General features: G+C 64.6%; 14 protein-coding genes. 7 read left to right on the forward strand and 7 right to left on the reverse strand.

Going from position 1 to position 21,063, the window contains the following annotated elements; all coding sequences use genetic code 11:
• Positions 1 to 175: 175 nt before the first annotated feature.
• Positions 176 to 1,738, forward strand: a complete 1,563-nt coding sequence (locus tag FJ988_RS04950; RefSeq protein WP_140815639.1) for a glycosyltransferase family 39 protein — start codon at positions 176 to 178, stop codon at positions 1,736 to 1,738.
• Between the two features lie 192 nt (positions 1,739 to 1,930).
• Here the strand turns inward: FJ988_RS04950 and FJ988_RS04955 are convergent, their stop codons facing one another.
• The 3 genes from FJ988_RS04955 to FJ988_RS04965 form a co-directional block, all read right to left on the reverse strand.
• Positions 1,931 to 3,304, reverse strand: a complete 1,374-nt coding sequence (locus FJ988_RS04955) for a class II 3-deoxy-7-phosphoheptulonate synthase (RefSeq protein ID WP_140815640.1) — start codon at positions 3,302 to 3,304, stop codon at positions 1,931 to 1,933.
• Positions 3,305 to 3,504: 200 nt separating this feature from the next.
• Positions 3,505 to 7,002, reverse strand: a complete 3,498-nt coding sequence (mfd, locus tag FJ988_RS04960) for a transcription-repair coupling factor (protein WP_140815641.1) — start codon at positions 7,000 to 7,002, stop codon at positions 3,505 to 3,507.
• A gap of 13 nt (positions 7,003 to 7,015) precedes the next feature.
• The gene (locus FJ988_RS04965) at positions 7,016 to 7,303 is read right to left on the reverse strand and encodes a succinate dehydrogenase assembly factor 2 (protein WP_140815642.1); all 288 of its coding nucleotides are present in this window, start codon (positions 7,301 to 7,303) and stop codon (positions 7,016 to 7,018) included.
• A 92-nt stretch (positions 7,304 to 7,395) separates the two neighbouring features.
• Between FJ988_RS04965 and recG the strand changes: the two genes are divergently transcribed.
• Entirely contained in the window at positions 7,396 to 9,504 is a 2,109-nt protein-coding gene (recG, locus tag FJ988_RS04970; protein WP_140815643.1) for an ATP-dependent DNA helicase RecG, read from the forward strand.
• Here recG and FJ988_RS04975 read toward each other — a convergent pair.
• Complete coding sequence (locus tag FJ988_RS04975; protein WP_140815644.1) at positions 9,456 to 10,208, reverse strand: DUF502 domain-containing protein; 753 nt, start codon at positions 10,206 to 10,208, stop codon at positions 9,456 to 9,458. The two genes, recG and FJ988_RS04975, sit on opposite strands and share 49 nt — an antisense overlap.
• Before the next feature lie 280 nt (positions 10,209 to 10,488).
• On the opposite strand from FJ988_RS04975, the gene FJ988_RS04980 reads away from it, so the two are divergent.
• Complete coding sequence (locus FJ988_RS04980) at positions 10,489 to 10,776, forward strand: GIY-YIG nuclease family protein (RefSeq protein ID WP_140815645.1); 288 nt, start codon at positions 10,489 to 10,491, stop codon at positions 10,774 to 10,776.
• 123 nt (positions 10,777 to 10,899) lie between these two features.
• Here FJ988_RS04980 and glmS read toward each other — a convergent pair whose 3' ends face one another.
• The 3 genes from glmS to FJ988_RS04995 all read right to left on the reverse strand — a co-directional run bounded on the left by glmS (position 10,900) and on the right by FJ988_RS04995 (position 15,236).
• Positions 10,900 to 12,723, reverse strand: coding sequence for a glutamine--fructose-6-phosphate transaminase (isomerizing) (gene glmS, locus FJ988_RS04985; protein WP_140815646.1), 1,824 nt, complete (start codon positions 12,721 to 12,723; stop codon positions 10,900 to 10,902).
• Between the two features lie 247 nt (positions 12,724 to 12,970).
• Positions 12,971 to 14,341, reverse strand: coding sequence for a bifunctional UDP-N-acetylglucosamine diphosphorylase/glucosamine-1-phosphate N-acetyltransferase GlmU (gene glmU / locus FJ988_RS04990; RefSeq protein ID WP_140815647.1), 1,371 nt, complete (start codon positions 14,339 to 14,341; stop codon positions 12,971 to 12,973).
• A 148-nt stretch (positions 14,342 to 14,489) separates the two neighbouring features.
• Positions 14,490 to 15,236: a cytochrome c biogenesis CcdA family protein gene (locus FJ988_RS04995; protein WP_140815648.1), complete on the reverse strand. Its 747-nt coding sequence runs from the start codon at positions 15,234 to 15,236 to the stop codon at positions 14,490 to 14,492.
• 159 nt (positions 15,237 to 15,395) lie between these two features.
• On the opposite strand from FJ988_RS04995, the gene FJ988_RS05000 reads away from it, so the two are divergent.
• The 4 genes from FJ988_RS05000 (at position 15,396) to rnr (ending at position 21,056) form a co-directional block, all read left to right on the forward strand.
• On the forward strand, positions 15,396 to 15,773 hold the full coding sequence (locus FJ988_RS05000) for a hypothetical protein (RefSeq protein ID WP_140815649.1): 378 nt from the start codon (positions 15,396 to 15,398) through the stop codon (positions 15,771 to 15,773).
• A 60-nt stretch (positions 15,774 to 15,833) separates the two neighbouring features.
• Complete coding sequence (locus FJ988_RS05005; RefSeq protein WP_140815650.1) at positions 15,834 to 16,100, forward strand: hypothetical protein; 267 nt, start codon at positions 15,834 to 15,836, stop codon at positions 16,098 to 16,100.
• A 75-nt stretch (positions 16,101 to 16,175) separates the two neighbouring features.
• Positions 16,176 to 18,743: a type I DNA topoisomerase gene (gene topA / locus FJ988_RS05010; protein WP_140815651.1), complete on the forward strand. Its 2,568-nt coding sequence runs from the start codon at positions 16,176 to 16,178 to the stop codon at positions 18,741 to 18,743.
• Between the two features lie 6 nt (positions 18,744 to 18,749).
• Positions 18,750 to 21,056 carry a ribonuclease R gene (gene rnr, locus FJ988_RS05015; RefSeq protein WP_140815652.1) on the forward strand — a complete coding sequence of 769 codons (2,307 nt, stop codon included), beginning with the start codon at positions 18,750 to 18,752 and terminating at the stop codon, positions 21,054 to 21,056.
• The last annotated feature ends 7 nt before the right edge of the window (positions 21,057 to 21,063 follow it).

Consider the following 21,063-nt stretch of genomic DNA (forward strand, 5'->3'; position numbering starts at 1 on the left):
AACGTGCCAGGGTTCCTCTACGGTCAGCCGGCCACGGTCCAGCCCTGGGCGCCAAGGCAGACTTGTCGTCGAATTCCACCGCGATCTTGGTTTTACAATGTTGCGCAAGCATACATTTTCGTAAGCTTTCGCTATTGCGCTGTTCAGAAATCCGCCGGTGTGATTTTAGGCTCGCATGTCAAGCGAATCCCTGCATGTCTGGCCGGCGGCGACTTCGGCCGAAGGCAGCCTGTCTTCGATATGGACCAGCCTGACCCAGCATCCGTGGCGATTGCTGGCGCTCTTGTGCCTTGTTCAGATTTCCTTCTGGACCGTCATGCCGGCGATCGTCGACATCGGGCCGCCGCACGATGTCGTCGAGGGCCTCATGTGGGGTCGCGAATGGGTGCTGTTGACCTACAAGCACCCGCAACTCCCCTGCTGGCTGCTCGAGATCGGTCATCTTCTGACCGGCTCGACGCGCTGGCCGCAATATCTCATCTCGCAGCTGATGATCTCGACGACCTTCGTCCTGGTCTATCGTCTCGCCCGCGACATGATGGGCCCGACCCGCGCGCTGGCTGCCGTGCTTTTGATGCCGTCGATCTACTTTTTCGGCTGGCCGACCCCGCAGTTCAACCATGACTATGCGCAGATGCCTTTCTGGGCCGGCATCTGCTGGTTGCTTTGGCGCGCCGCCCGCGACGGACGTCCGGGCTGGTGGCTTGCGCTGGGCCTCGTCTCTGGAGTCGGGCTCTATGCTAAATTCTCCACCGGCTTGCTGTTGACGTTCGGCGCCCTGTGGCTGCTCTACGACGCCCGCGCCCGCAGCCGGCTCGCCACGCCCTGGCCGTGGCTCGGCCTTGCCGTTTTCATCGCTGTCGTCGCGCCGCTCGCTTTGGCGCTCTATCGCTTCGATTTCCTGCCTTTGACCTATGCAGAAAACCGCAATGCCTGGGTGCTCGCGCACCGCGCGCGCCTCTATTATCTCGGCGTCCAACTTGCCGCCCTCTCCGGCTTCCTGGTCGTTCTCGGTCTCTCGGGCCTGTTGCCGCGGCCGAGCTCGGGCCCTGCGCTGCATCCTGAGCCGGAGCGGCGCGCGATCGTTTATCTGGCGTGGATGGGCCTTGGGCCGGCGCTGCTCGTGGTGATTGCCTCGCTATTCACGGGCGCGGGCGAGTCATGGGGCGCGACGATGTACAACCTCGTCGGCGCCGTGGCTGTCGCACTGTTCGGCCAGCGACTCGGAGCAACGCAACTTCGCCGGCTGACGGTGCTTGCTATGGTCTGCATCGTCGGCGTGTCGAGCGCCTATGCCGCGACCCGCTGGACAGGCTGCAATGTTTCCGGGCGCCTGCAACCCTTCTGCTGGCCCGCGCAATCGATCTCCGATACCGCGGAGACGATCTGGCACGAGACGGTGCCGGGACGGCTGGGCATTGTCGGCGGCGAAGACACCGTCGCCATGCTTGCGGGGCTCGACGCTCCCGACGAGCCGTCGATCTACACCATGCTCAACAAACGCTTCGCGCCCTGGATCACGAACGAGCGGCTGCGCGACCAAGGCATGCTGCTGGTATGGCCGCGCGGCAAGACCGTCCCGCCGCGACTGCAGCCCTGGGTCGCCGGCCTGCCGGTCAAGACGGTGCTTTTCAACTGGTCGCTGAGGGCGCGGCCCATCGCCATCAACTTTGCCGTTCTGCCACCGGGCAGAAGCAATTTTCCTGATGATCCGACACAGGCGCCTGACCCTGACTAGAGCAATTCCAGGAAAAGTGTGATCGGTTTTCCGTCCGGAATTGCGTAAAAACAAAGAGATAGAGCGGCTCACCGATTCCGTTGAACGGTGAACTGCTCTAGCGGCGAAGCTTTGCCAACCTCCAGTACGAATTGAAGAAGGCGCCGGATCCTATCCGACGCCTTTCGCAAATCTCGCAAAAAACGCGTCGGTTCAGGCGTTGGCGGCCTGCTTGTGCTGGACCGGATGGCTCTTCTTGAGCAGGTCCGAAACCAGGAAGGCCAGTTCGATCGCCTGGTCGGCGTTGAGACGCGGATCGCAATGGGTGTGGTAGCGGTCCTGCAGGTCTTCCGCCGTTATGGCGCGGGCGCCGCCCGTGCATTCGGTGACGTTCTTGCCCGTCATCTCGACATGGATGCCGCCCGGATGCGTGCCTTCGGCGCGGTGCACCTCGAAGAAGGTCTGCACTTCCTTCAGGATGCGGTCGAACGGCCGCGTCTTGTAGCCGGCTGCCTCGATCGTGTTACCGTGCATCGGGTCGGACGACCAGACCACGTTGCGGCCTTCCTTCTTCACCGCCCGCACGAGCTTGGGCAGGTGCTCGGCGACCTTGTCGGAACCGAAGCGCGCGATCAGCGTCAGCCGCCCCGGCTCGTTCTCGGGGTTGAGCAGGTCGATCAGCTCGAGCAGGCCATCCGGCGTCAGCGACGGGCCGCATTTCAGCCCGAGCGGGTTCTTGATGCCGCGGCAATATTCGACATGCGCATGATCGGGCTGGCGCGTGCGGTCGCCGATCCAGATCATGTGACCGGAGGTGGCGTACCAGTCGCCGGAGGTGGAATCGACGCGGGTCAGCGCCTCTTCATAGCCGAGCAGGAGCGCCTCGTGGCTGGTGTAGAAATCGGTCTCGCGCAGCGCGAAATTGGTTTCCGACGTGATGCCGACCGCGCGCATGAACTCCATCGTCTCGGTGATACGGTTGGCGAGCGACTCGTATTTCTCGCCCTGCGGGCTGTCGGCAACGAAGCCGAGCATCCAGCGATGCACATTCTCCAGGCTGGCATAGCCACCCTGCGCGAAGGCGCGCAGAAGGTTGAGCGTCGCGGCCGACTGGCGGTAGGCCATTTCCTGGCGCGCCGGATCCGGGATGCGCGACTTTTCGTCGAATTCGATGCCGTTGATGATGTCGCCGCGGTAGCTCGGCAGCGTCACGCCGCTCTTGGTCTCGTTGTCGGAGGAGCGCGGCTTGGCGAACTGGCCGGCGACGCGGCCGACCTTCACCACCGGCTGCGCGCCGGCGAAGGTTAGCACAACCGACATCTGCAGGAAGACGCGGAAGAAGTCGCGGATGTTGTCGGCGCCATGCTCGGCGAAGCTCTCGGCGCAGTCGCCGCCCTGTAGCAAGAAGGCCTCGCCGGCAGCGACCGCCGCCAGTTGCTTCTTCAGCTTGCGCGCCTCACCGGCGAAAACCAGCGGCGGGAACGTGGCGAGCTGCGCCTCCGTCGCCTGCAGCGCCGCAGCGTCCGGATAGGCCGGAACCTGCTTGATCGGCATTGTTCTCCACGAATTCGGCGACCATTTCGTCATCGCTGCACCCAATGCCCTTCCTGGGCCTTCCAGGGCAATTCCAGGAAACGTGAACTGTTTTCGTCCGGAATTGCGTCAAAACAAACCGGCGAGCGCCCTTGCCCGCCATTCAGCCTCGAAACGAGGTCGCGGCTCCTTACACGAAGCCGACTGCCTATTCTAGCCGGGTTTTTCAGCGGTGGCGAATGGTCCTGGTCATGTCATGCCGCCTTGTCGACCAACCGCGCCAGTTGCGTCATGACAACCGCAGACCCCGCGAGCCGCTTCTCCGCGTTCGGCCAATCGCGCATGAAGACGACACTGTGGTCGGCGCGGATCTTGGCCAGCGAGCCCTGTTCGCCGATGAATTTGACCAGTCCAACCGGATTCGGGAATTCGCGCTTGCGGAAGTGGATGACGATGCCCTTGGGGCCGGCGTCGAGCTTCTCGACATTGGCCTTGCGGCAGAGCGCCTTGATGAAGACGATCTTCAACAGATGCGTCACCTCTTCCGGCAGCGGGCCGAAGCGGTCGATCAGTTCGGCGCCGAAACCGTCGATCTCCTCGGTGCTTTCGAGATCGCCGAGCCGGCGGTACAGCGCCATGCGGAGTTGCAGGTCGGGCACATAGCTTTCCGGGATCATCACCGCGGTGCCGACCGCGATCTGCGGCGACCAGCCGCCATCCTGCGCCTCGCCGGTGTCCTTCACCTCGGCCACTGCCTCTTCCAGCATCTGCTGATAGAGCTCGAAGCCGACCTCTTTGATGTGGCCCGACTGCTCTTCGCCGAGAAGATTGCCAGCGCCGCGTATGTCGAGGTCGTGGCTGGCGAGCTGGAAGCCGGCGCCCAGCGTGTCGAGCGACTGCAACACCTTCAGCCGCCGCTCGGCGGTGTCGGTGAGCTTGCGGTTGGCCGGCAACGTGAACAGCGCATAGGCACGCACCTTCGAGCGGCCGACGCGGCCGCGCAACTGGTAAAGCTGCGCCAGCCCGAACATGTCGGCGCGGTGGATGATCAGCGTGTTGGCGGTCGGGATGTCGAGGCCGGATTCGACGATGGTCGTCGACAAAAGCACGTCGTATTGGCCGTCGTAGAAGGCGTTCATGATGTCGTCGAGCTCGCCCGGCGGCATCTGACCATGCGCCACCGCGACCTTCAGCTCTGGTACGGATTCCTTCAAGAAATCATGGATTTCGGCCAGGTCGCTGATGCGCGGAACGACGTAGAAGGAATGGCCGCCGCGGTAGCGTTCGCGCAGCAGCGTCTCGCGGATGACCAGCGGGTCGAAGGGCGAGATGAAGGTGCGCACCGCCATGCGGTCGACCGGCGGCGTGGCGATCAGCGACAGTTCGCGCACGCCGGTCAGCGCCAGTTGCAGCGTGCGCGGGATCGGCGTCGCCGACAGCGTGAGCACATGCACGTCGGACTTGAGGTCCTTCAGCCGCTCCTTGTGCTTGACGCCAAAGTGCTGCTCCTCGTCGATGATCAGCAGGCCGAGGCGCTTGAACGAGATCGAAGAGCCGAGCAGCGCATGCGTGCCGACGACGATGTCGACCGTGCCTTCGGCGATGCCTTTCTTGGCCTCCGCCAGTTCCTTCGCGCCGACCAGGCGCGACGCCTGTGCGATGCGGATCGGCAGGCCGGAGAAGCGTTGCGAAAAGGTCTTGAAATGCTGGCGCGACAGAAGTGTCGTCGGCACCACGACCGCGACCTGGAACCCTTCCATCGCCGCGATGAAGGCGGCGCGCAGCGCCACCTCCGTCTTGCCGAAGCCGACATCGCCGCAGACCAGCCGGTCCATCGGCTTGCCGGCGCCGAGATCGCCCATGACGGAATCGATCGCCGTCTGCTGGTCGTCCGTTTCCTCGTAAGGGAAGCGCGCCGCGAACTCACCGTAAAGGCCTTCGGCCGGGATCATGGCCGGCGCGGAACGCATCTGCCGTTCGGCGGCGATGCGGATCAGTTGCCCGGCCATGTCGAGCAGGCGCCGCTTCAGCCGCGCCTTGCGCGCCTGCCAGGCGCCGCCGCCGAGCTTGTCCAGCGTCGCCTCGGCCGAATCCGAACCGTAGCGCGACAGAAGCTCGATGTTTTCAACTGGCAGGAACAGCCGGTCGTCGCCGGCATAGTGGATTTCCAGGCAGTCATGCGGCGCGCCGACCGCCTCGATGGTGCGCAAGCCGATGAAGCGGCCGATGCCGTGATCGGCGTGGACGACGATGTCGCCCGCCGACAGCGAAGAGGCCTCGGCGATGAAGTCCGAAGCCTTCTTCTTGCGCTTCGAACGGCGGATCAGCCTGTCACCGAGGATGTCCTGCTCGGCGACGACGACCAGATCGTCGGTCTCGAAACCGGTTTCCAGCGGCAGCACGGCCAGACCGGCCTGCCCCGGCTCGAGCTTCTCGACCTCGGCAAGCGTCGCGACAGACTTGAGATTGCCAAGATGATGTTCGGCCAGGATCTGTCCAAGACGGTCGAGCGAGCCCTCCGTCCAGCCGGCGACGATGACGCGGCGGCGCGCCGCGCGCTCGTCGGCAATGTGTTTCACGACGACGTCGAAGACGTTGATGTTCGGATCGGCGCGTTCCTCGGCAAAGCTGCGGCCCTGCCGCGATCCGCCATGGAAGACCTTCTTGGCGCCGACGTCGGGCGCATCGAACACAGTGAAGTCGATGTCCTCGCGCGGCCCAAGCGACGCCTTGAGATTGTCCGGCGAGAGGTAAAGCAGGTCCGGCGCTACCGGCTTATAGGGCACCGCGTCCTTCAACGCGCTGTCGGCCTGTTTGCGGCGCGCTTCATAGTGGTCGAGGATCAGCGTGTGCCGCTCGGCCAGCGCCTCATGCGCCAGATGGTCGAAGACGACAGGCGCGTCCGGCAGATAGTCGAACACCGTTTCCAGCCGCTCGTAGAAGAACGGCAGCCAGTGCTCCATGCCGGCAAAGCGCCGGCCTTCGCTGACCGCGGCATAGAGCGCGTCGTCGCGCGAGGGCGCGCCGAAGGCTTCGATATAGGAACGGCGGAAGCGGCTGATCGTTTCCGGCGTCAGCGCCACCTCGCTCATCGCCTGCAGCGACATCGACTTTCGCTGCCCTGTGGTGCGCTGGGTGGCTACATCGAAGACGCGGATCGATTCCAGCGTGTCGCCGAAGAAATCGAGGCGCAACGCCTCGCTCCATCCCGGCGCGAACAGGTCGAGGATGCCGCCGCGCACCGCGAATTCGCCGAGGCCGCGCACTGTCGGCACGCGCTCGAAGCCGGAGGTTTCAAGCCGCGCGACCAGCGCGTTCATATCGATCTGGTTGACGGGCCTGGCATGAAAAGTCTGCGCCTCGATCAGTTCGGCCGGCGGAATGCGCTGCAACAGCGCGTTGGCGGTGGTGAGGATCACGGCGCGATGCGGCTTCTTCGCCAGCGCAATCATCGCCGAAAGCGCGTCGAGCCGCCGCGCCGCGGCGTCGGCGCCAGGCGAAACGCGATCGTAAGGCAGGCAGTCCCAAGCCGGCAGCTCCAGCACCGGCAGGCCGGGTGCTGCGAAGGCGAGCGCATCGATGATTGCCGGCAAGCGCTGGCCGTCGCGCGCCACGAACAGTACGGGCTTGTCCGGCGCGATCTCCTGCGCCGTCTGTATAAGCGCAAAGGCTTCGTAGCCGTCGGCGACGCCGTCGACGATGAACTGGCCGGCGCGGCCCTTCGGCAGGCCGATGGTGGGAATGAGGCTCATGGGTAGGCTTGTTTCAAAATGTCATGGTCCGGCGCGACGCCAGTATCTTTTGCAGCACTGCGCAATCGATATCGGGCGAAACCGGGCGCTCGCCGGTGACCATCGGGAAGAATTCGGTGTCGGGGATTTCGAGAAGTCTTTCATATTGGTCGATTTCGTCGCCGGTCAAGGCGTCGATCTCGGCATCGGCGAAGGAGCCGAGGATCAGGTCCATCTCGCGCATGCCGCGATGCCAGGAGCGAAACAGGAGCTTGCGGCGTCGGGCATCCAGCCCCTCGCTTGATCGCTGTGTTCCGGTCATGGCATGCATCCCTCTTGAAGCGAGCGCATATAGCGTGGATAGAGGACGGTGTCAGCCTTTGCGCTGCCGCCGTCGCGACATAAGCTGACACGATGCGTCCTTCCATCCTCGATCCCCTGTTCGTGCCCATCACCTCGCTTGCCGGCGTCGGCCCGAAGGTCGGCACGCTGATCGAGCGTGTCGTGCCGGCCGATCTCGGCGACCGGCCCGCGCGGGCGGCGGATCTCCTTTTCATGCTGCCGAACACGGTGATCGACCGCCGCAACCGGCCCGGCATCGCGCTCTCGGCCGAGGGCCAGATCGTCACGCTGGAAGTGCGGGTCGACCGCCACCAGCCGCCGCCGCGCGGCAACAAGTCGGTGCCTTACCGCGTCTATGCGCATGACGACACCGGCGAGGTCGCGCTGACCTTCTTCCACGCCCATGCCGCCTATCTGCAAAAACAGCTGCCGGAAGGCGAGCGCGTGGTGATTTCCGGCCGCATGGAGTGGTTCAACGGCCGCCCAAGCATGGTCCATCCCGACCATATCGTGCTGGCGAGCGAAGCCGACGGCCTGCCCCTGGTCGAGCCCGTCTATCCGCTGACCGCCGGGCTGTCGGCCAAGGTGCTGCGCCGGGCGATCGGCCAGGCGCTCGGCCGGCTGCCGGAACTGCCGGAGTGGCAGGACGACGCCTTCATGCGCCGCCACACCTTCGCGCCGTTCGGCGACGCGCTGGCCCGTGTCCATCATCCGGCCGACCCGATCGATGTCGCCGTCGAAGGCCCGGCCTGGCGCCGCCTTGCCTATGACGAGCTGCTGGCCGGCCAGGTGTCGCTGGCGCTTGTGCGATCGAGAATACGCCGCCTGTCGGGCCGTCCGCTCACCGGCGACGGCCGCATCGTCGAGAAATTGCGCGCCGCCCTGCCCTACAAGCTCACGCCGAGCCAGGAATTCGCGCTTGCCGAGATCAACGCCGATCTCGCCGATCCGGAGCGTATGCTGCGCCTGCTGCAGGGCGATGTCGGCTCCGGCAAGACGGTGGTGGCGCTGCTCGCCATGGCACGCGCTGTCGAGGCCGGCGGCCAGGCCGCGCTGATGGCGCCGACCGAAATCCTGGCCCGGCAGCATCTGGCGACCATCGCGCCACTGGCGCAAAAGGTCGGACTTCGGATTGCGATCCTGACCGGCCGGGAAAAAGGCCGTGAACGCAGCGAAACGCTGGAAGGCCTCGCCAGTGGCGCGATCGATATCGTCGTCGGCACGCATGCGCTGTTCCAGGAAAGCGTGACGTTCCACGATCTCGTCCTTGCCGTCGTCGACGAGCAGCACCGTTTCGGCGTCCATCAGCGCCTGGCCATCACCGCAAAGGGCGACGCACCCGACATGCTGGTGATGACGGCGACCCCGATCCCGCGCACGCTGGTGCTAACCGCCTTCGGCGACATGGATGTCTCGAAACTCACCGAAAAGCCCGCCGGGCGGCAGCCGATCCGCACCGTCACCTTGCCGATGGAGCGTCTCGACGAACTGGTCGGCCGCATGCGCGACGCCGTCGCCGAAGGCCAGAAAATCTACTGGATCTGCCCCCTGGTCGAGGAATCCGAGGAAATAAAACTGATGTCGGCGGAGGACCGTTTTGCCTCGCTGAAGCCGCTGTTCGGCGACCGCATCGGCCTTGTGCACGGCCGCATGAAAGGTGCGGAAAAGGACGAGGCGATGCGTGCCTTCAAGGAGGGCGAGACGCGCATCCTGATCGCCACCACCGTCATCGAGGTCGGTGTCGACGTGCCGGATGCCACGATCATGGTCATCGAGCATGCCGAGCGCTTCGGCCTTGCGCAGTTGCACCAGTTGCGCGGCCGGGTCGGGCGCGGCGACAAGCCCTCCTCCTGCGTGCTGCTCTACAAGGATCCGCTCGGCGAGACGGCGAAGCGCCGGCTGTCGGTGATGCGCGAGACCGAGGACGGCTTCAAGATCGCCGAGGAGGATCTGAAATTGCGCGGCGAAGGCGAATTGCTGGGTACACGTCAGTCCGGCACGCCCGGCTTCCAGGTGGCCCGGCTGGAATTCCACGCAGACCTGCTCGAAGCCGCGCGCGACGATGCGCGGCTGATCCTGTCGCGCGATCCGGAACTGCAGTCCGAACGCGGCGAGGCGCTGCGCTTGTTGCTTTACCTGTTCGGGCGTGACGAGGCGGTGCGGCTGCTGCGCGCGGGCTGAGCGCCGACCGGCGGGTTGGCAAGCCCGCCTTCGACCGGCTCGCCGTTCAGCGTCACCAGCTTCGCCTTGACCTCCGGCGCCACCATGCCGGCCGACACGATCAGCTTGGCGCCGTCCTCGATCGACATGTCGAGCAGCACGATCTCGGATTTATAGACATACATCAGGAAGCCGGTGGTCGGGTTCGGCGTGCAGGGCATGAACACCGCGATCAGCGGATCGCCTTCCTGGTCGAGCTTCTGGTTGATCTCGGTTTCCTTCTCGCTGGCGACGAAGACCAGCGACCAGACGCCCTTGCGCGGATATTCGACCAGCCCGACCTGCCGGAACATGTCGCCCTTGTTGGACAGCACCGTCTCGAAAATCTGCTTCAGCGAGCCGTAGATGCCGCGCACCAGCGGCATGCGGCCAAGCAACCGCTCGCCGAAATTCACGATGGCGCGGCCGACGATGTTGGCGGTCAGGAAACCAATCAGCGTAATCAGCACCAGCGCCACGATCAGCCCGAAGCCCGGCACCGGGAAAGGCAGATAGGTGTCGGGGTTGTAGCGGACCGGAATATAGGGCTTCACCCAGGAATCGACCCAGCCGATCAGCGACCAGGCGATATAGGCGGTGATCGCCAGCGGCGCGCAGACGATGAAGCCGGTCAGGAAATAGTTCCTGAGTCGGGTCATGCCGGAGGTTTTCGGGACGTCGGACATGGCTCACCGCGGCGGAGGTTGCGCCGCAAACATTAGTGAACCATGGGCCGGTTTGGAACTGCGAAGTTTTTAAAGAGATTGGCTAAGGCGCGGCTTTCAACGTTCCAAATGGAAGCTGCTCCCTTTCGCGATTAGCCGAGACATTCTTCCCTTCGTCATCCACGGGCGGAGCAAGGAGCGAAGCGACGCGCGCAGACCCGAGGATCCATTCCGTGACGCCGGCCAAGGAATGCAGCCCGTCAGAATGGTCGCCTGATCATCCATCCGCTATTCTTCACGCATGACGGGCTATGTCTACATGACTGCAAGCCGCAAGCGCGGCACCATCTACACCGGTGTCACGAACGATCTTGGTCGTCGGATGCCGGAACACAGGTCCGGCGAAGGCTCACGCTTTACCGGGCGCTACGGCGTGCAGCGCCTGGTCTGGTACGAGGAATATTTTGATATCCGCGATGCCATCCAGCGAGAGAAATCACTGAAACGATGGCCGCGCCAATGGAAGATCGAACTGATCGAGAAGACGAATCCGGAGTGGTTCGAGCTTTTTCGCGGGACCGGGTGGTAGCGCTTGATTCTGCACCGCTTTGATCGGCCGCAAACGTCACGGAATGGATCCTCGGGTCTGCGCAGGAGCTTCGCTCCTGCTCCGCCCGTGGATGACGAAAGAAGGGCCGCAGCAGCCGAGAAGCTACTCCACCGTCACCGACTTCGCCAGGTTGCGCGGCTGGTCGACGTCGGTGCCCATGAAGACCGCGGTGAAATAGGCGAGCATCTGGATCGGCAGTGCGTAGACGATCGGCGAGATGATCTCCGGCACTTCGGGCAGGATGATCGTCTCCATCGTCTTGATGCCCGCCTGCGCGGCGCCCCTGGCGTCGGTGATCAGGATGATCTTGCCGCCGCGCGCCGCGACTTCCTGCATGTTCGAGACCGTCTTTTCGAAGATGCGGTCATGCGGCGCGATCACGATCACCGGCATGTTCTCGTCGATCAGCGCGATCGGCCCGTGCTTCAGCTCGCCACCGGCATAGCCTTCAGCGTGGATGTAGGAGATTTCCTTGAGCTTCAGCGCGCCTTCCATGGCCAGCGGGAAATTGGTGTCGCGGCCGAGATAGAGCACGTCCTTGTAGCGCGAGAGCTCGCGCGAGATGCGCTCGATCTGCTCGTCGAGCTTCAGCACCTGGGTCGCGAAGCGCGGCGCTTCGGAAAGCTCGCGCACCAGCTGCTTTTCCTGCTCGGGAGAAATCGTGCCGCGCGCCACGCCGGCGCGGACCGCGAGCGCCGCCAGGACCGACAGCTGGCACGTAAAAGCCTTGGTCGAGGCGACGCCGATCTCGGGGCCGGCAAGCGTCGGCAGCACGACATCGGATTCGCGCGCCATGGTCGATTCGCGCACATTGACGACCGCGCCGATCTTCATGCCGGCTTGGCGGCAGTAGCGCAGCGACGCCAGCGTGTCGGCGGTCTCGCCCGATTGCGAGATGAAGAAGGCCGCGTCATTGGCCGACAGCGGCATCTCGCGGTAGCGGAACTCGGAGGCGACATCGATGTCGACAGGAAGCCGGGCATAGCGCTCGAACCAGTATTTCGAGATCAGCCCGGCAAGATAGGCGGTGCCGCAGGCCGAGAGCGCCAGCCGGCCGATCTTGGCGAAGTCGAAGGGCAGCGCAAGCGGCTTCGAGGTGCCGGAAACGAAATCGACGTAATGCGCCAGCGTGTGCGAGATCACCTCCGGCTGCTCATGGATTTCCTTTTCCATGAAATGCCGGCGGTTGCCCTTGTCGACCATGAAGCTGGTCGACAGCGACTGCTGGCGCTTGCGATGGACCCGCTTGCCGTCGATGTCGTAGATCGCGACGCCGTCGCGGCGCACGACGGCCCAGTCGCCGTCTTCCAGATAGGTGATCGAGTTGGTGAAGGGCGCCAGCGCGATGGCATCGGAACCCAGGAACATCTCGCCCTCGCCATGGCCGACGGCCAGCGGCGGACCGTTGCGGGCGCCGACGATGAGGTCCTCGTCACCCTGGAACATGATCGCCAGTGCAAAGGCGCCCGACAGCCGCTTCAGCGCCGCATGCGCCGCCTCGATCGGCTTCAGCCCCCTGGCAAGCTCGCGCGCCACCAGATGCGCGACGACCTCGGTGTCGGTCTGCGAGGCGAATTTGTAGCCGTCGCGGGTCAGCTCGTCGCGCAATTCGGCGAAATTCTCGATGATGCCGTTATGGACGATGGCGACGCCGCTAGAAAAATGCGGATGCGCATTGGTCTCGTTGGGCACGCCATGCGTGGCCCAGCGCGTGTGGCCGATGCCGATCGTGCCGTCGAGCGGCTCGTCCTTCAGCCGGCGTTCGAGATTGATCAGCTTGCCCTCAGCACGGCGGCGGTCAAGCTCGCCTTTCTCGATGGTGGCGACGCCGGCCGAGTCGTAGCCGCGATACTCAAGCCGCTTCAGCGCATCGACAATAAGCGGCGCGACCTGGCTTCGGCCGACGATTCCAACGATGCCGCACATGCGCTTGCCCCCGATTCCCAGCGAAAAACCCAGCGCTATCTAGGGATTGCCGGGCTTTCGCGAAAGTCACTTTGCGTTTCGTTCCGTGTCAACCGGAACGGCCTTTTTGCCGATGCACAATGCCAGTTTGCGCTTGCAATCCAGTTACCCGGACCGCTCGCCTTTTCAAGGTCTTAGTTTCCAGTCGTTTATTTCTGGACCAGTCGGGGCCGCTTCAGCAATGCCACCAAAAGGCGAGGTACGAATGCTATTCCGCCGCGGCCTTCTTTCGCGCCGCGGCAGCCGAGGCAAACCGCTCGCGCAATTCCTTGGCCTTGCCGGGAATGGTCTTCTGGCGGGCGCGGCCAAAGGCCAGCGCGTCGTCGGGCACGCTTTCGGTGATGACGCTGCCCGACGCGATATAGCCGTTCTTGCCGATCGAAACCGGCGCCACCAGCGAGGAATTCGAGCCGATGAAGGCGCCCTCGCCGATATCGGTGAAGAATTTCGAGTAGCCGTCATAATTGCAGGTGATGGTGCCGGCGCCGATATTGGCCGCGGCGCCGACGCGCGCGTCGCCGATATAGGTCAGGTGGTTGACCTTGGCGCCTTCCTCGACCGTTGCCTGCTTGACCTCGCAGAAATTGCCGACCTTGGCCTTCTTGCGGAGATCGGTTCCTGGCCGCAGCCGCGCGAACGGCCCGACCTCGCAGTTTTCCGCGATGGTAGCGCCGGTCATATGGCTGAAGGCGTGGATCGTGGCGCCGGTGGAAATCTTGACGCCTGGCCCGAACCAGACATTCGGCTCGACGATGGTATCGGCGCCGATCTCCGTATCGTGCGAAAAATAGACGGTTTCCGGCGCAATCAGCGTCACACCTGCAAGCATTGCCTCGCGCCGCCGGCGCGCCTGCCATATGGCTTCCGCCTCGGCGAGTTCAGCGCGGTTGTTGATGCCGAGCGCGCTCTCGAAACTAGCCTCGGTGGCCACCACATCCAGCCCCTCCGCGCCGGCGATCTCGACGATATCTGTGAGATAATATTCGCCCTTGGCGTTGTTGTTGCCGACCTTGTCGAGCAGCCGAAGCGCGTGCTCGCCCGCCACCGCCATCATGCCGGCATTGCAGAAGCCGATCTTTTTCTCCGCCTCGGAGCAATCCTTCTCCTCGCGAATGGCGATGAGATGGCCGGCCTTTTCGATCAACCGGCCATAGCCGGTGGGGCTCGGCGGCCGAAAACCGATGACCGCGACGGCAGCGCCCTCGGCCAGCTTTTGCCGGGCCGCCGTCAGAGCCTCGGCGTCGATCAGCGGCGTGTCGCCGAACATGACGAGGACATCGTCATAACCCTTTGAAATCGCCTCGCGCGCGGCGAGCACCGCATGCGCGGTGCCGAGCCGCCTCTCCTGCACGAAGGTCTCTGCCTCGGGCACGAATTTCTGCGCCGCCTTGCGCATGTCCTCCGCGCCATGGCCGATCACCAGCGCCACGCCCGTCGCCCCGGCCGCCTCGGCAGCCTTCACCACATGCGCCACCATCGGCAGGCCGGCAATGGCATGCAACACCTTCGGCATCGCGCTTTTCATGCGCGTGCCCTCGCCGGCGGCGAGGATGACGGACAGGCAGGATCTCTGGCTCATGGATGGGCAACCGTATGGAATGGTTTGGAATCAAGGCACATTTAGCATTGGCGCTATGCTGCACCAATGCGGTTAAATTCCGGTGAGATGGCGGAGCATCTGACTCTTAATCAGCGGGTCCACAGTTCGATCCTGTGCACAACGATGATTACCCCAGCCGCCCCAGCACCGGGAAATTCTCCAGCAGCCAATATGACGCGCTCTGTACGCCGCCGGTGAGGAAAAACACGCCGGCGACGACCAGCAGCGCGCCGATCGCTTTTTCGACACGGCCGAGATGGACGCGGAATTTGCCGAGGAAGCGCATGAAGGCGCCGGAAAACAGCGCTGCGATCAGGAACGGGATGCCGAGCCCCAGCGAATAGGCGGCAAGCAACAGCGCGCCCTCGCCCACCGTTTCGCGGCCGCCAGCCAAGGTCAGGATCGGTCCCAGCACGGGGCCTATGCAAGGCGTCCAGCCAAAGGCGAAGGCAAGGCCCATGACATAGGCGGCAACCATGCTGGCGGGCTTGCCCTGCGACTGGAAGCGCGCCTCGCGCGACAGGAGCGGGATGCGCAATATGCCGAGGAAGTTCAGGCCCATGACGATGATCAGCGCGCCCGCCACCATTGCCAGCGGCTCCTGCCAGACGCGCAGCAGCCGGCCGATGGTCGAGGCGCCGGCGCCGAGCGCGACGAAGACGGTGGAGAAGCCGAGCACGAAAGCGAGCGAGGCATAAAGCAACGCGCCCCGCGCGCCTTCCTTTGCCGTCACGCTTTGGTTGCCACGAAAATCGTCGACCGAGACGCCGGCCATGTAGCACAGATAGGGCGGCACCAGCGGCAGCACGCAAGGCGACAGGAACGAGATCGCCCCCGCCCCGACCGCGCTGACATAGCCGATGTCCAATGCCATTCCGTGAACCCCGATGATGTGGCGTCGATATAGCGACGCGGACGCCGGCCTGCCAATCACCATTGTGTGGCGCATGGTCGCGAGGAAGAAACGGCGCCGTCGAAGCGTTCACCGGATGAGCGCGCGATTTGCCGCGCGCTTATTCTCAGGGAGATTGTCATGAAAACGATCGCACTCGGGTTTGCCGCCCTTCTGCTCGGCACCGCCGCGTCCCATGCCGCCGAGGCCTGGAAGGAAGCCGAAGTCGGCGGCACAAAGATCTATACCGACGCCAACGGCATGACGCTTTACACCTTCGACAAGGACGAGAAGGGCAAGTCCAACTGCTACGACAAATGCGCCGCCAACTGGCCGCCGCTGAAGGCCGAGGCCGACGCCAAGGCCGACGACGAATGGACTGTCATCGACCGCACAGACGGTTCCAAGATGTGGGCTTATGACGGCAAGCCGGTCTACACCTTCGTCAAGGACAAGAAGGCCGGCGACATGACCGGCGAAGGCGTCGCCGGCGCCTGGCACGTCGTCAAGGCCGATTGAAGTCAGGGCCGATTGAAGTCAGGGCCGATTGAAGTGAAGCCCGATTGAAGTCTGGGCCGATTGAACCTGCCCCTCGCCACCGCCTGGCTGGAGGGTGGCTGCCGGATCCTTCGCGATCCGGCAGCCGGCGGTCCTTTTGCGATCCGGGCCGGTTCGACGATCGACTTGCGACACGAGCGCACGCCCCGATCCCGCCTGATCGGAAAGGCGGGCCGCGCCATCCCCAAAAATGTGATCTTTGCCATACACTCTAAGAGTGTATCGTCGGCAAGCTCTCCGCAATTTGCCAGCTTCCCCTTGACCGATGGCAAAAGCGCGGCCATGTGAGCGACGAAAAGAGTGGGATTTCGTCGTGCGCCGCGGAGTTTCCTTCCGCCGCCTCACAGCAGATTAAGAGACCTCATGGACGTCGTCGTCGTCGAATCGCCGGCCAAGGCAAAGACAATCAACAAATACCTCGGCAAGAACTATAAGGTCCTTGCCTCGTTCGGCCATGTCCGTGATTTGCCGGCCAAGGATGGCTCGGTGCGCCCGGACGAGGATTTCGCCATGTCCTGGTCGGTTGACACCGCTTCCGGCAAGCGCCTCGCCGACATCGCCAAGGCGGTCAAGGATGCCGACGGCCTGATCCTCGCCACCGACCCTGATCGCGAGGGCGAGGCGATTTCCTGGCACGTGCTGGAAGTGCTGAAGCAGAAGCGGGCGCTTAAGGACAAGCCGGTCAGCCGCGTCGTCTTCAACGCCATCACCAAGGCCTCGGTGTTGGACGCCATGGCCAATCCGCGCCAGATCGATGCGCCGCTGGTCGACGCCTATCTCGCCCGCCGTGCACTGGATTATCTGGTCGGCTTCACGCTATCGCCGGTGCTGTGGCGCAAGCTGCCGGGCGCCCGCTCGGCCGGCCGCGTGCAATCGGTGGCGCTACGCCTTGTCTGCGACCGCGAATCCGAGATCGAGCGCTTCATCCGCGAGGAATACTGGCAGATCGCCGCAATCCTCAACACGCCGCGCAACGACAGCTTTGAAGCCCGGCTGACCGCCTTTGCCGGCAAGAAGCTGCAAAAGCTCGATATCGCCAACAAGGCGCAGGCCGACGACATCAAAGCGATGCTCGAAGGCGCGCTCTTCAAGGCGCTTTCGGTCGAGGCCAAGCCGACCAAACGCAACCCTGGCCCGCCCTTCACCACCTCGACGCTGCAGCAGGCCGCCTCCTCCGGGCTCGGCTTCTCGGCCACGCGCACCATGCAGGTCGCGCAAAAGCTCTATGAAGGCATGGATGTCGGCGGCGAGACCGCCGGCCTGATCACCTATATGCGAACCGACGGCGTGCAGATGGCGCCCGAGGCGATCGAGGCTGCCCGCAGCGCAATCGTCAGCGAGTTCGGCGCGAAATACCTGCCGGAAAAGCCGCGTTTCTACACCACCAAGGCCAAGAACGCACAGGAAGCGCATGAGGCGATCCGCCCGACCGATTTCCGCCGCACGCCGGCTTCGGTGCGGCAATATCTCGACGCCGACCAGGCCCGCCTCTACGAGTTGATCTGGAAGCGCGCCATCGCCAGCCAGATGCAGCCGGCCGAGATCGAGCGCACCACGGTCGAGATCGAAGCGGTCAACGGCGCCCGCACCGCCGAACTGCGCGCCGTCGGCTCGGTCGTCCGCTTCGACGGCTTCATCGCCGCCTATACCGACCAGAAGGACGAGGACGCCGAGGACGAGGAAAGCCGCCGCCTGCCGGAGATCCGCGCCGGCGAACAGCTTGCCCGCCAGGCGATCAACGCCACGCAGCACACCACCGAGCCGCCGCCGCGCTACTCGGAAGCCTCGCTGATCAAGAAGCTGGAAGAGCTCGGCATCGGCCGTCCCTCGACCTACACTGCGATCCTGAAGACGCTCGAGGACCGCGACTACGTCACCATCGACCGGCGCAAGCTGGTGCCGCAGGCCAAGGGCCGGCTGCTCTCGGCCTTCCTCGAAAGTTTCTTCGAGCGTTACGTCGAATACGACTTCACCGCTTCGCTGGAAGAAAAGCTCGACGAGATCTCCGACGGCAAGCTCGCCTGGAAGGACGTGCTGCGCGACTTCTGGAAGGATTTTTCCGGCGCCGTCGACGACATCAAGGAACTGCGCGTCACCGACGTGCTCGATGCGCTCAACGACGAGCTGGCGCCGCTGGTGTTCCCGGAGCGCGAGGACGGCTCCAACCCGCGCATCTGCCCGAAATGCGGCTCAGGCAACCTGTCGCTCAAGCTCGGCAAGTTCGGCGCCTTCGTCGGCTGCTCGAACTATCCGGAGTGCTCCTACACCCGCCAGCTCGGCGACGCCGCCAATCCGAACGGCGAAAACGGCAATGGCGACGACGGCGTCAAGCTGCTCGGCAAGGACCCTTACACGGCCGAAGAGATCACGCTCAGAAGCGGCCGTTTCGGTCCCTACATCCAGCGCGGCGAAGGCAAGGACGCCAAGCGCTCCAGCCTGCCCAAGGGCTGGACGCCGGAAACGATCGACCACGAGAAGGCGCTGGCGCTGCTGGCGCTGCCTCGCGACGTCGGCAAGCACCCCGAGAGCGGCAAGATGATCTCGGCCGGCCTCGGCCGCTACGGCCCGTTCGTGCTGCACGACGGCACCTATGCCAATCTCGAAAGCATCGAGGATGTGTTCTCGATCGGCTTGAATCGCGCCGTATCGGTGATCGCCGAGAAGCAGCAGAAGGGCAAGGGCGGCCGCAACGGCTCGACGCCCGCGGCGCTCAAGGAGCTCGGCGACCATCCCGACGGCGGCGGCAAGATCGTCGTACGCGACGGCAAATACGGGCCCTATGTCAATTACGGCAAGGTCAATGCGACGCTGCCCAAGGGCAAGGACCCGCAATCGGTGACGATGGAAGAGGCGCTCGCCCTGATCGCCGAAAAGGAAGCCAAGGGCGGAGGCGGCAAGAAACCGTTCCGCCGGGGCGCGAAGAAGGGGTAGCGGGACGTGGCGCGCAGGATCTCCGGACGAAGCCACGGCGATCCGCGCACCGCCGACACGAGAGCCAAGGTCAAGGACGACTACCGGCCTTCGCGTGACGAGCTCCTGCGCTACATCGCCGAAAATCCGGACCGCTCGGGAAAACGCGAAATCGCCAAGGCTTTTGCGCTGCGCGGCGACGACCGCGTCTGGCTGAAGGACATGCTGCGCGACCTGCAGGACGAAGGCCTGCTGACCAAGGAGCGCAAGCGGCTCAGCCGCGCCGGCGCCGTGCCCCATGTCGCCGTGCTCGATATCTTTGGCCGCGACGCCGACGGCGTGCTTCTGGCGCATCCGACCGAGCATGCCGGCAACGGCGCGCCGCCGGTGATCGCCATCCGCATCTCGCGCGGCGCCAGCGGGCCGGTGCCCGGCATCGGCGACCGTGTGCTGGCAAAGACCTTCCCGGCCGACGATCCGTCGGGTCCCGCCTATACCGGCCGGGTGATGAAGGTCTTCGAGAAGCGCAGCGATGCGGTGCTCGGCGTCTTCCGCGTGCTCAAGGACGGCACGCTCCGCATCGAGCCGGTCGAACGCCGCCAGCCCGAGTTGATCGTCGACAAGGAATTCCAGAACGGCGCCAGGAACGGCGACCTGGTCGAAGTCGAGCCGGCGCGGGCTTCCCGCTACGGCCTGCCGCGGGCGAAAGTGCTGGCGGTGCTGGGCTCGCTGACCAGCGAGAAGGCGGTCTCTATGATCGCCATCCACGCACACGACATCCCGCATATCTTCCCGGCCGACGTCATCGCCGAGGCGAATGTGGTGAAGCCGGCCACGATGGAACACCGCGAGGACTGGCGCGACCTGCCGCTGGTCACGATCGATCCGGCCGACGCCAAGGACCATGACGACGCGGTCTTCGCCACGCCCGACACGGACGAGAAGAACCCCGGCGGCGTCATCGCCACTGTGGCGATCGCCGATGTCGCGGCCTATGTCAGCTACGATACAGCCCTCGACCGCGAGGCACTGAAGCGCGGCAATTCGGTCTATTTCCCGGACCGCGTCGTGCCGATGCTGCCCGAGCGCATCTCCAACGACCTCTGCTCGCTGCGCGAAGGCGAGGACCGGCCGGCGATCGCGGTGCGCATGACCTTTTCGGCCGAGGGCCGCAAGCTGCGCCACTCCTTCCACCGCGTCATGATGAAGTCGAAGGCAAAGCTCGCCTATCCGCAGGCGCAGGCCGCGATCGACGGCGTGCCGGACGACAAGACGCGGCCGATCCTCAACAGCGTCCTGAAGCCGCTATGGGACGCCTATGTCGTGCTGAAGCGCGGCCGCGATGCCCGCCAACCGCTCGAACTCGACCTGCCGGAGCGCAAGATCCTGCTCAAAGCCGACGGCACGGTCGATCGCGTCATCGTGCCGGAACGCCTCGATGCGCATAAGCTCATTGAGGAATTCATGATCCAGGCCAATGTCGCGGCCGCCGAAACGCTGGAAGGCAAGAAGGAGCCGCTGGTCTACCGCATCCACGATGCGCCGTCGCTGGCCAAGCAGGAATCGCTGCGCGAGTTCCTGCAGACGCTGAGCCTGTCGCTGGCGCGCGGCGCGCAGATGCGGCCGAGCCAGTTCAACTCGATCCTGGAGCGCGTGCGCGGCGCCGACAACGAGGCGCTGGTCAACGAGGTGGTGCTGCGCTCGCAGAGCCAGGCCGAATATTCGCCTAAGAACATCGGCCATTTCGGCCTCAACCTCAGGCGCTACGCGCATTTCACCTCGCCGATCCGCCGCTATGCCGATTTGATCGTGCATCGCGGGCTGATCGCCGCACTCGGTCTCGGCCCCGGCGGCCTGACGCAAGCCGAGGCCGACCGGCTGGAAGAGGTCGCCGCGCTGATTTCGGCGACGGAACGCCGCGCCATGGCGGCCGAGCGCGACACGGTCGACCGCTTGATCGCTGCCTATCTTGCCGAACGCGTCAACGACACCTTCGATGCGCGTATTTCCGGCGTCACCAAGGCTGGACTCTTTGTCCAATTGCCGCAGTTCGGCGCCGATGGTTTCATCCCGGTGTCAACTCTGGGCGGCGATTACTATATATACGACGAAACCGCCCGATCGCTGTACGGAGAGCGTACCGGCAAGGGCTATCAGCTTGCCGATCGCGTCGAGGTCCGGCTGGTCGAGGTAGCACCCATGGCCGGCGCGATGCGTTTCGAGATGCTAACCGACCCGAAGCCCCTGCCCGGCTCGAAGCGGTCGTTCCACAAGGCAAAGGGCCGCGCCCGCGCGTCGCAATCGCGTGTCGGTCCGCGCGGCAGGAGACGTTGAATGCCAA

Origin of the sequence: Mesorhizobium sp. CU3 (assembly GCF_006442965.1) — a bacterium.
Classification (GTDB): domain Bacteria; phylum Pseudomonadota; class Alphaproteobacteria; order Rhizobiales; family Rhizobiaceae; genus Mesorhizobium.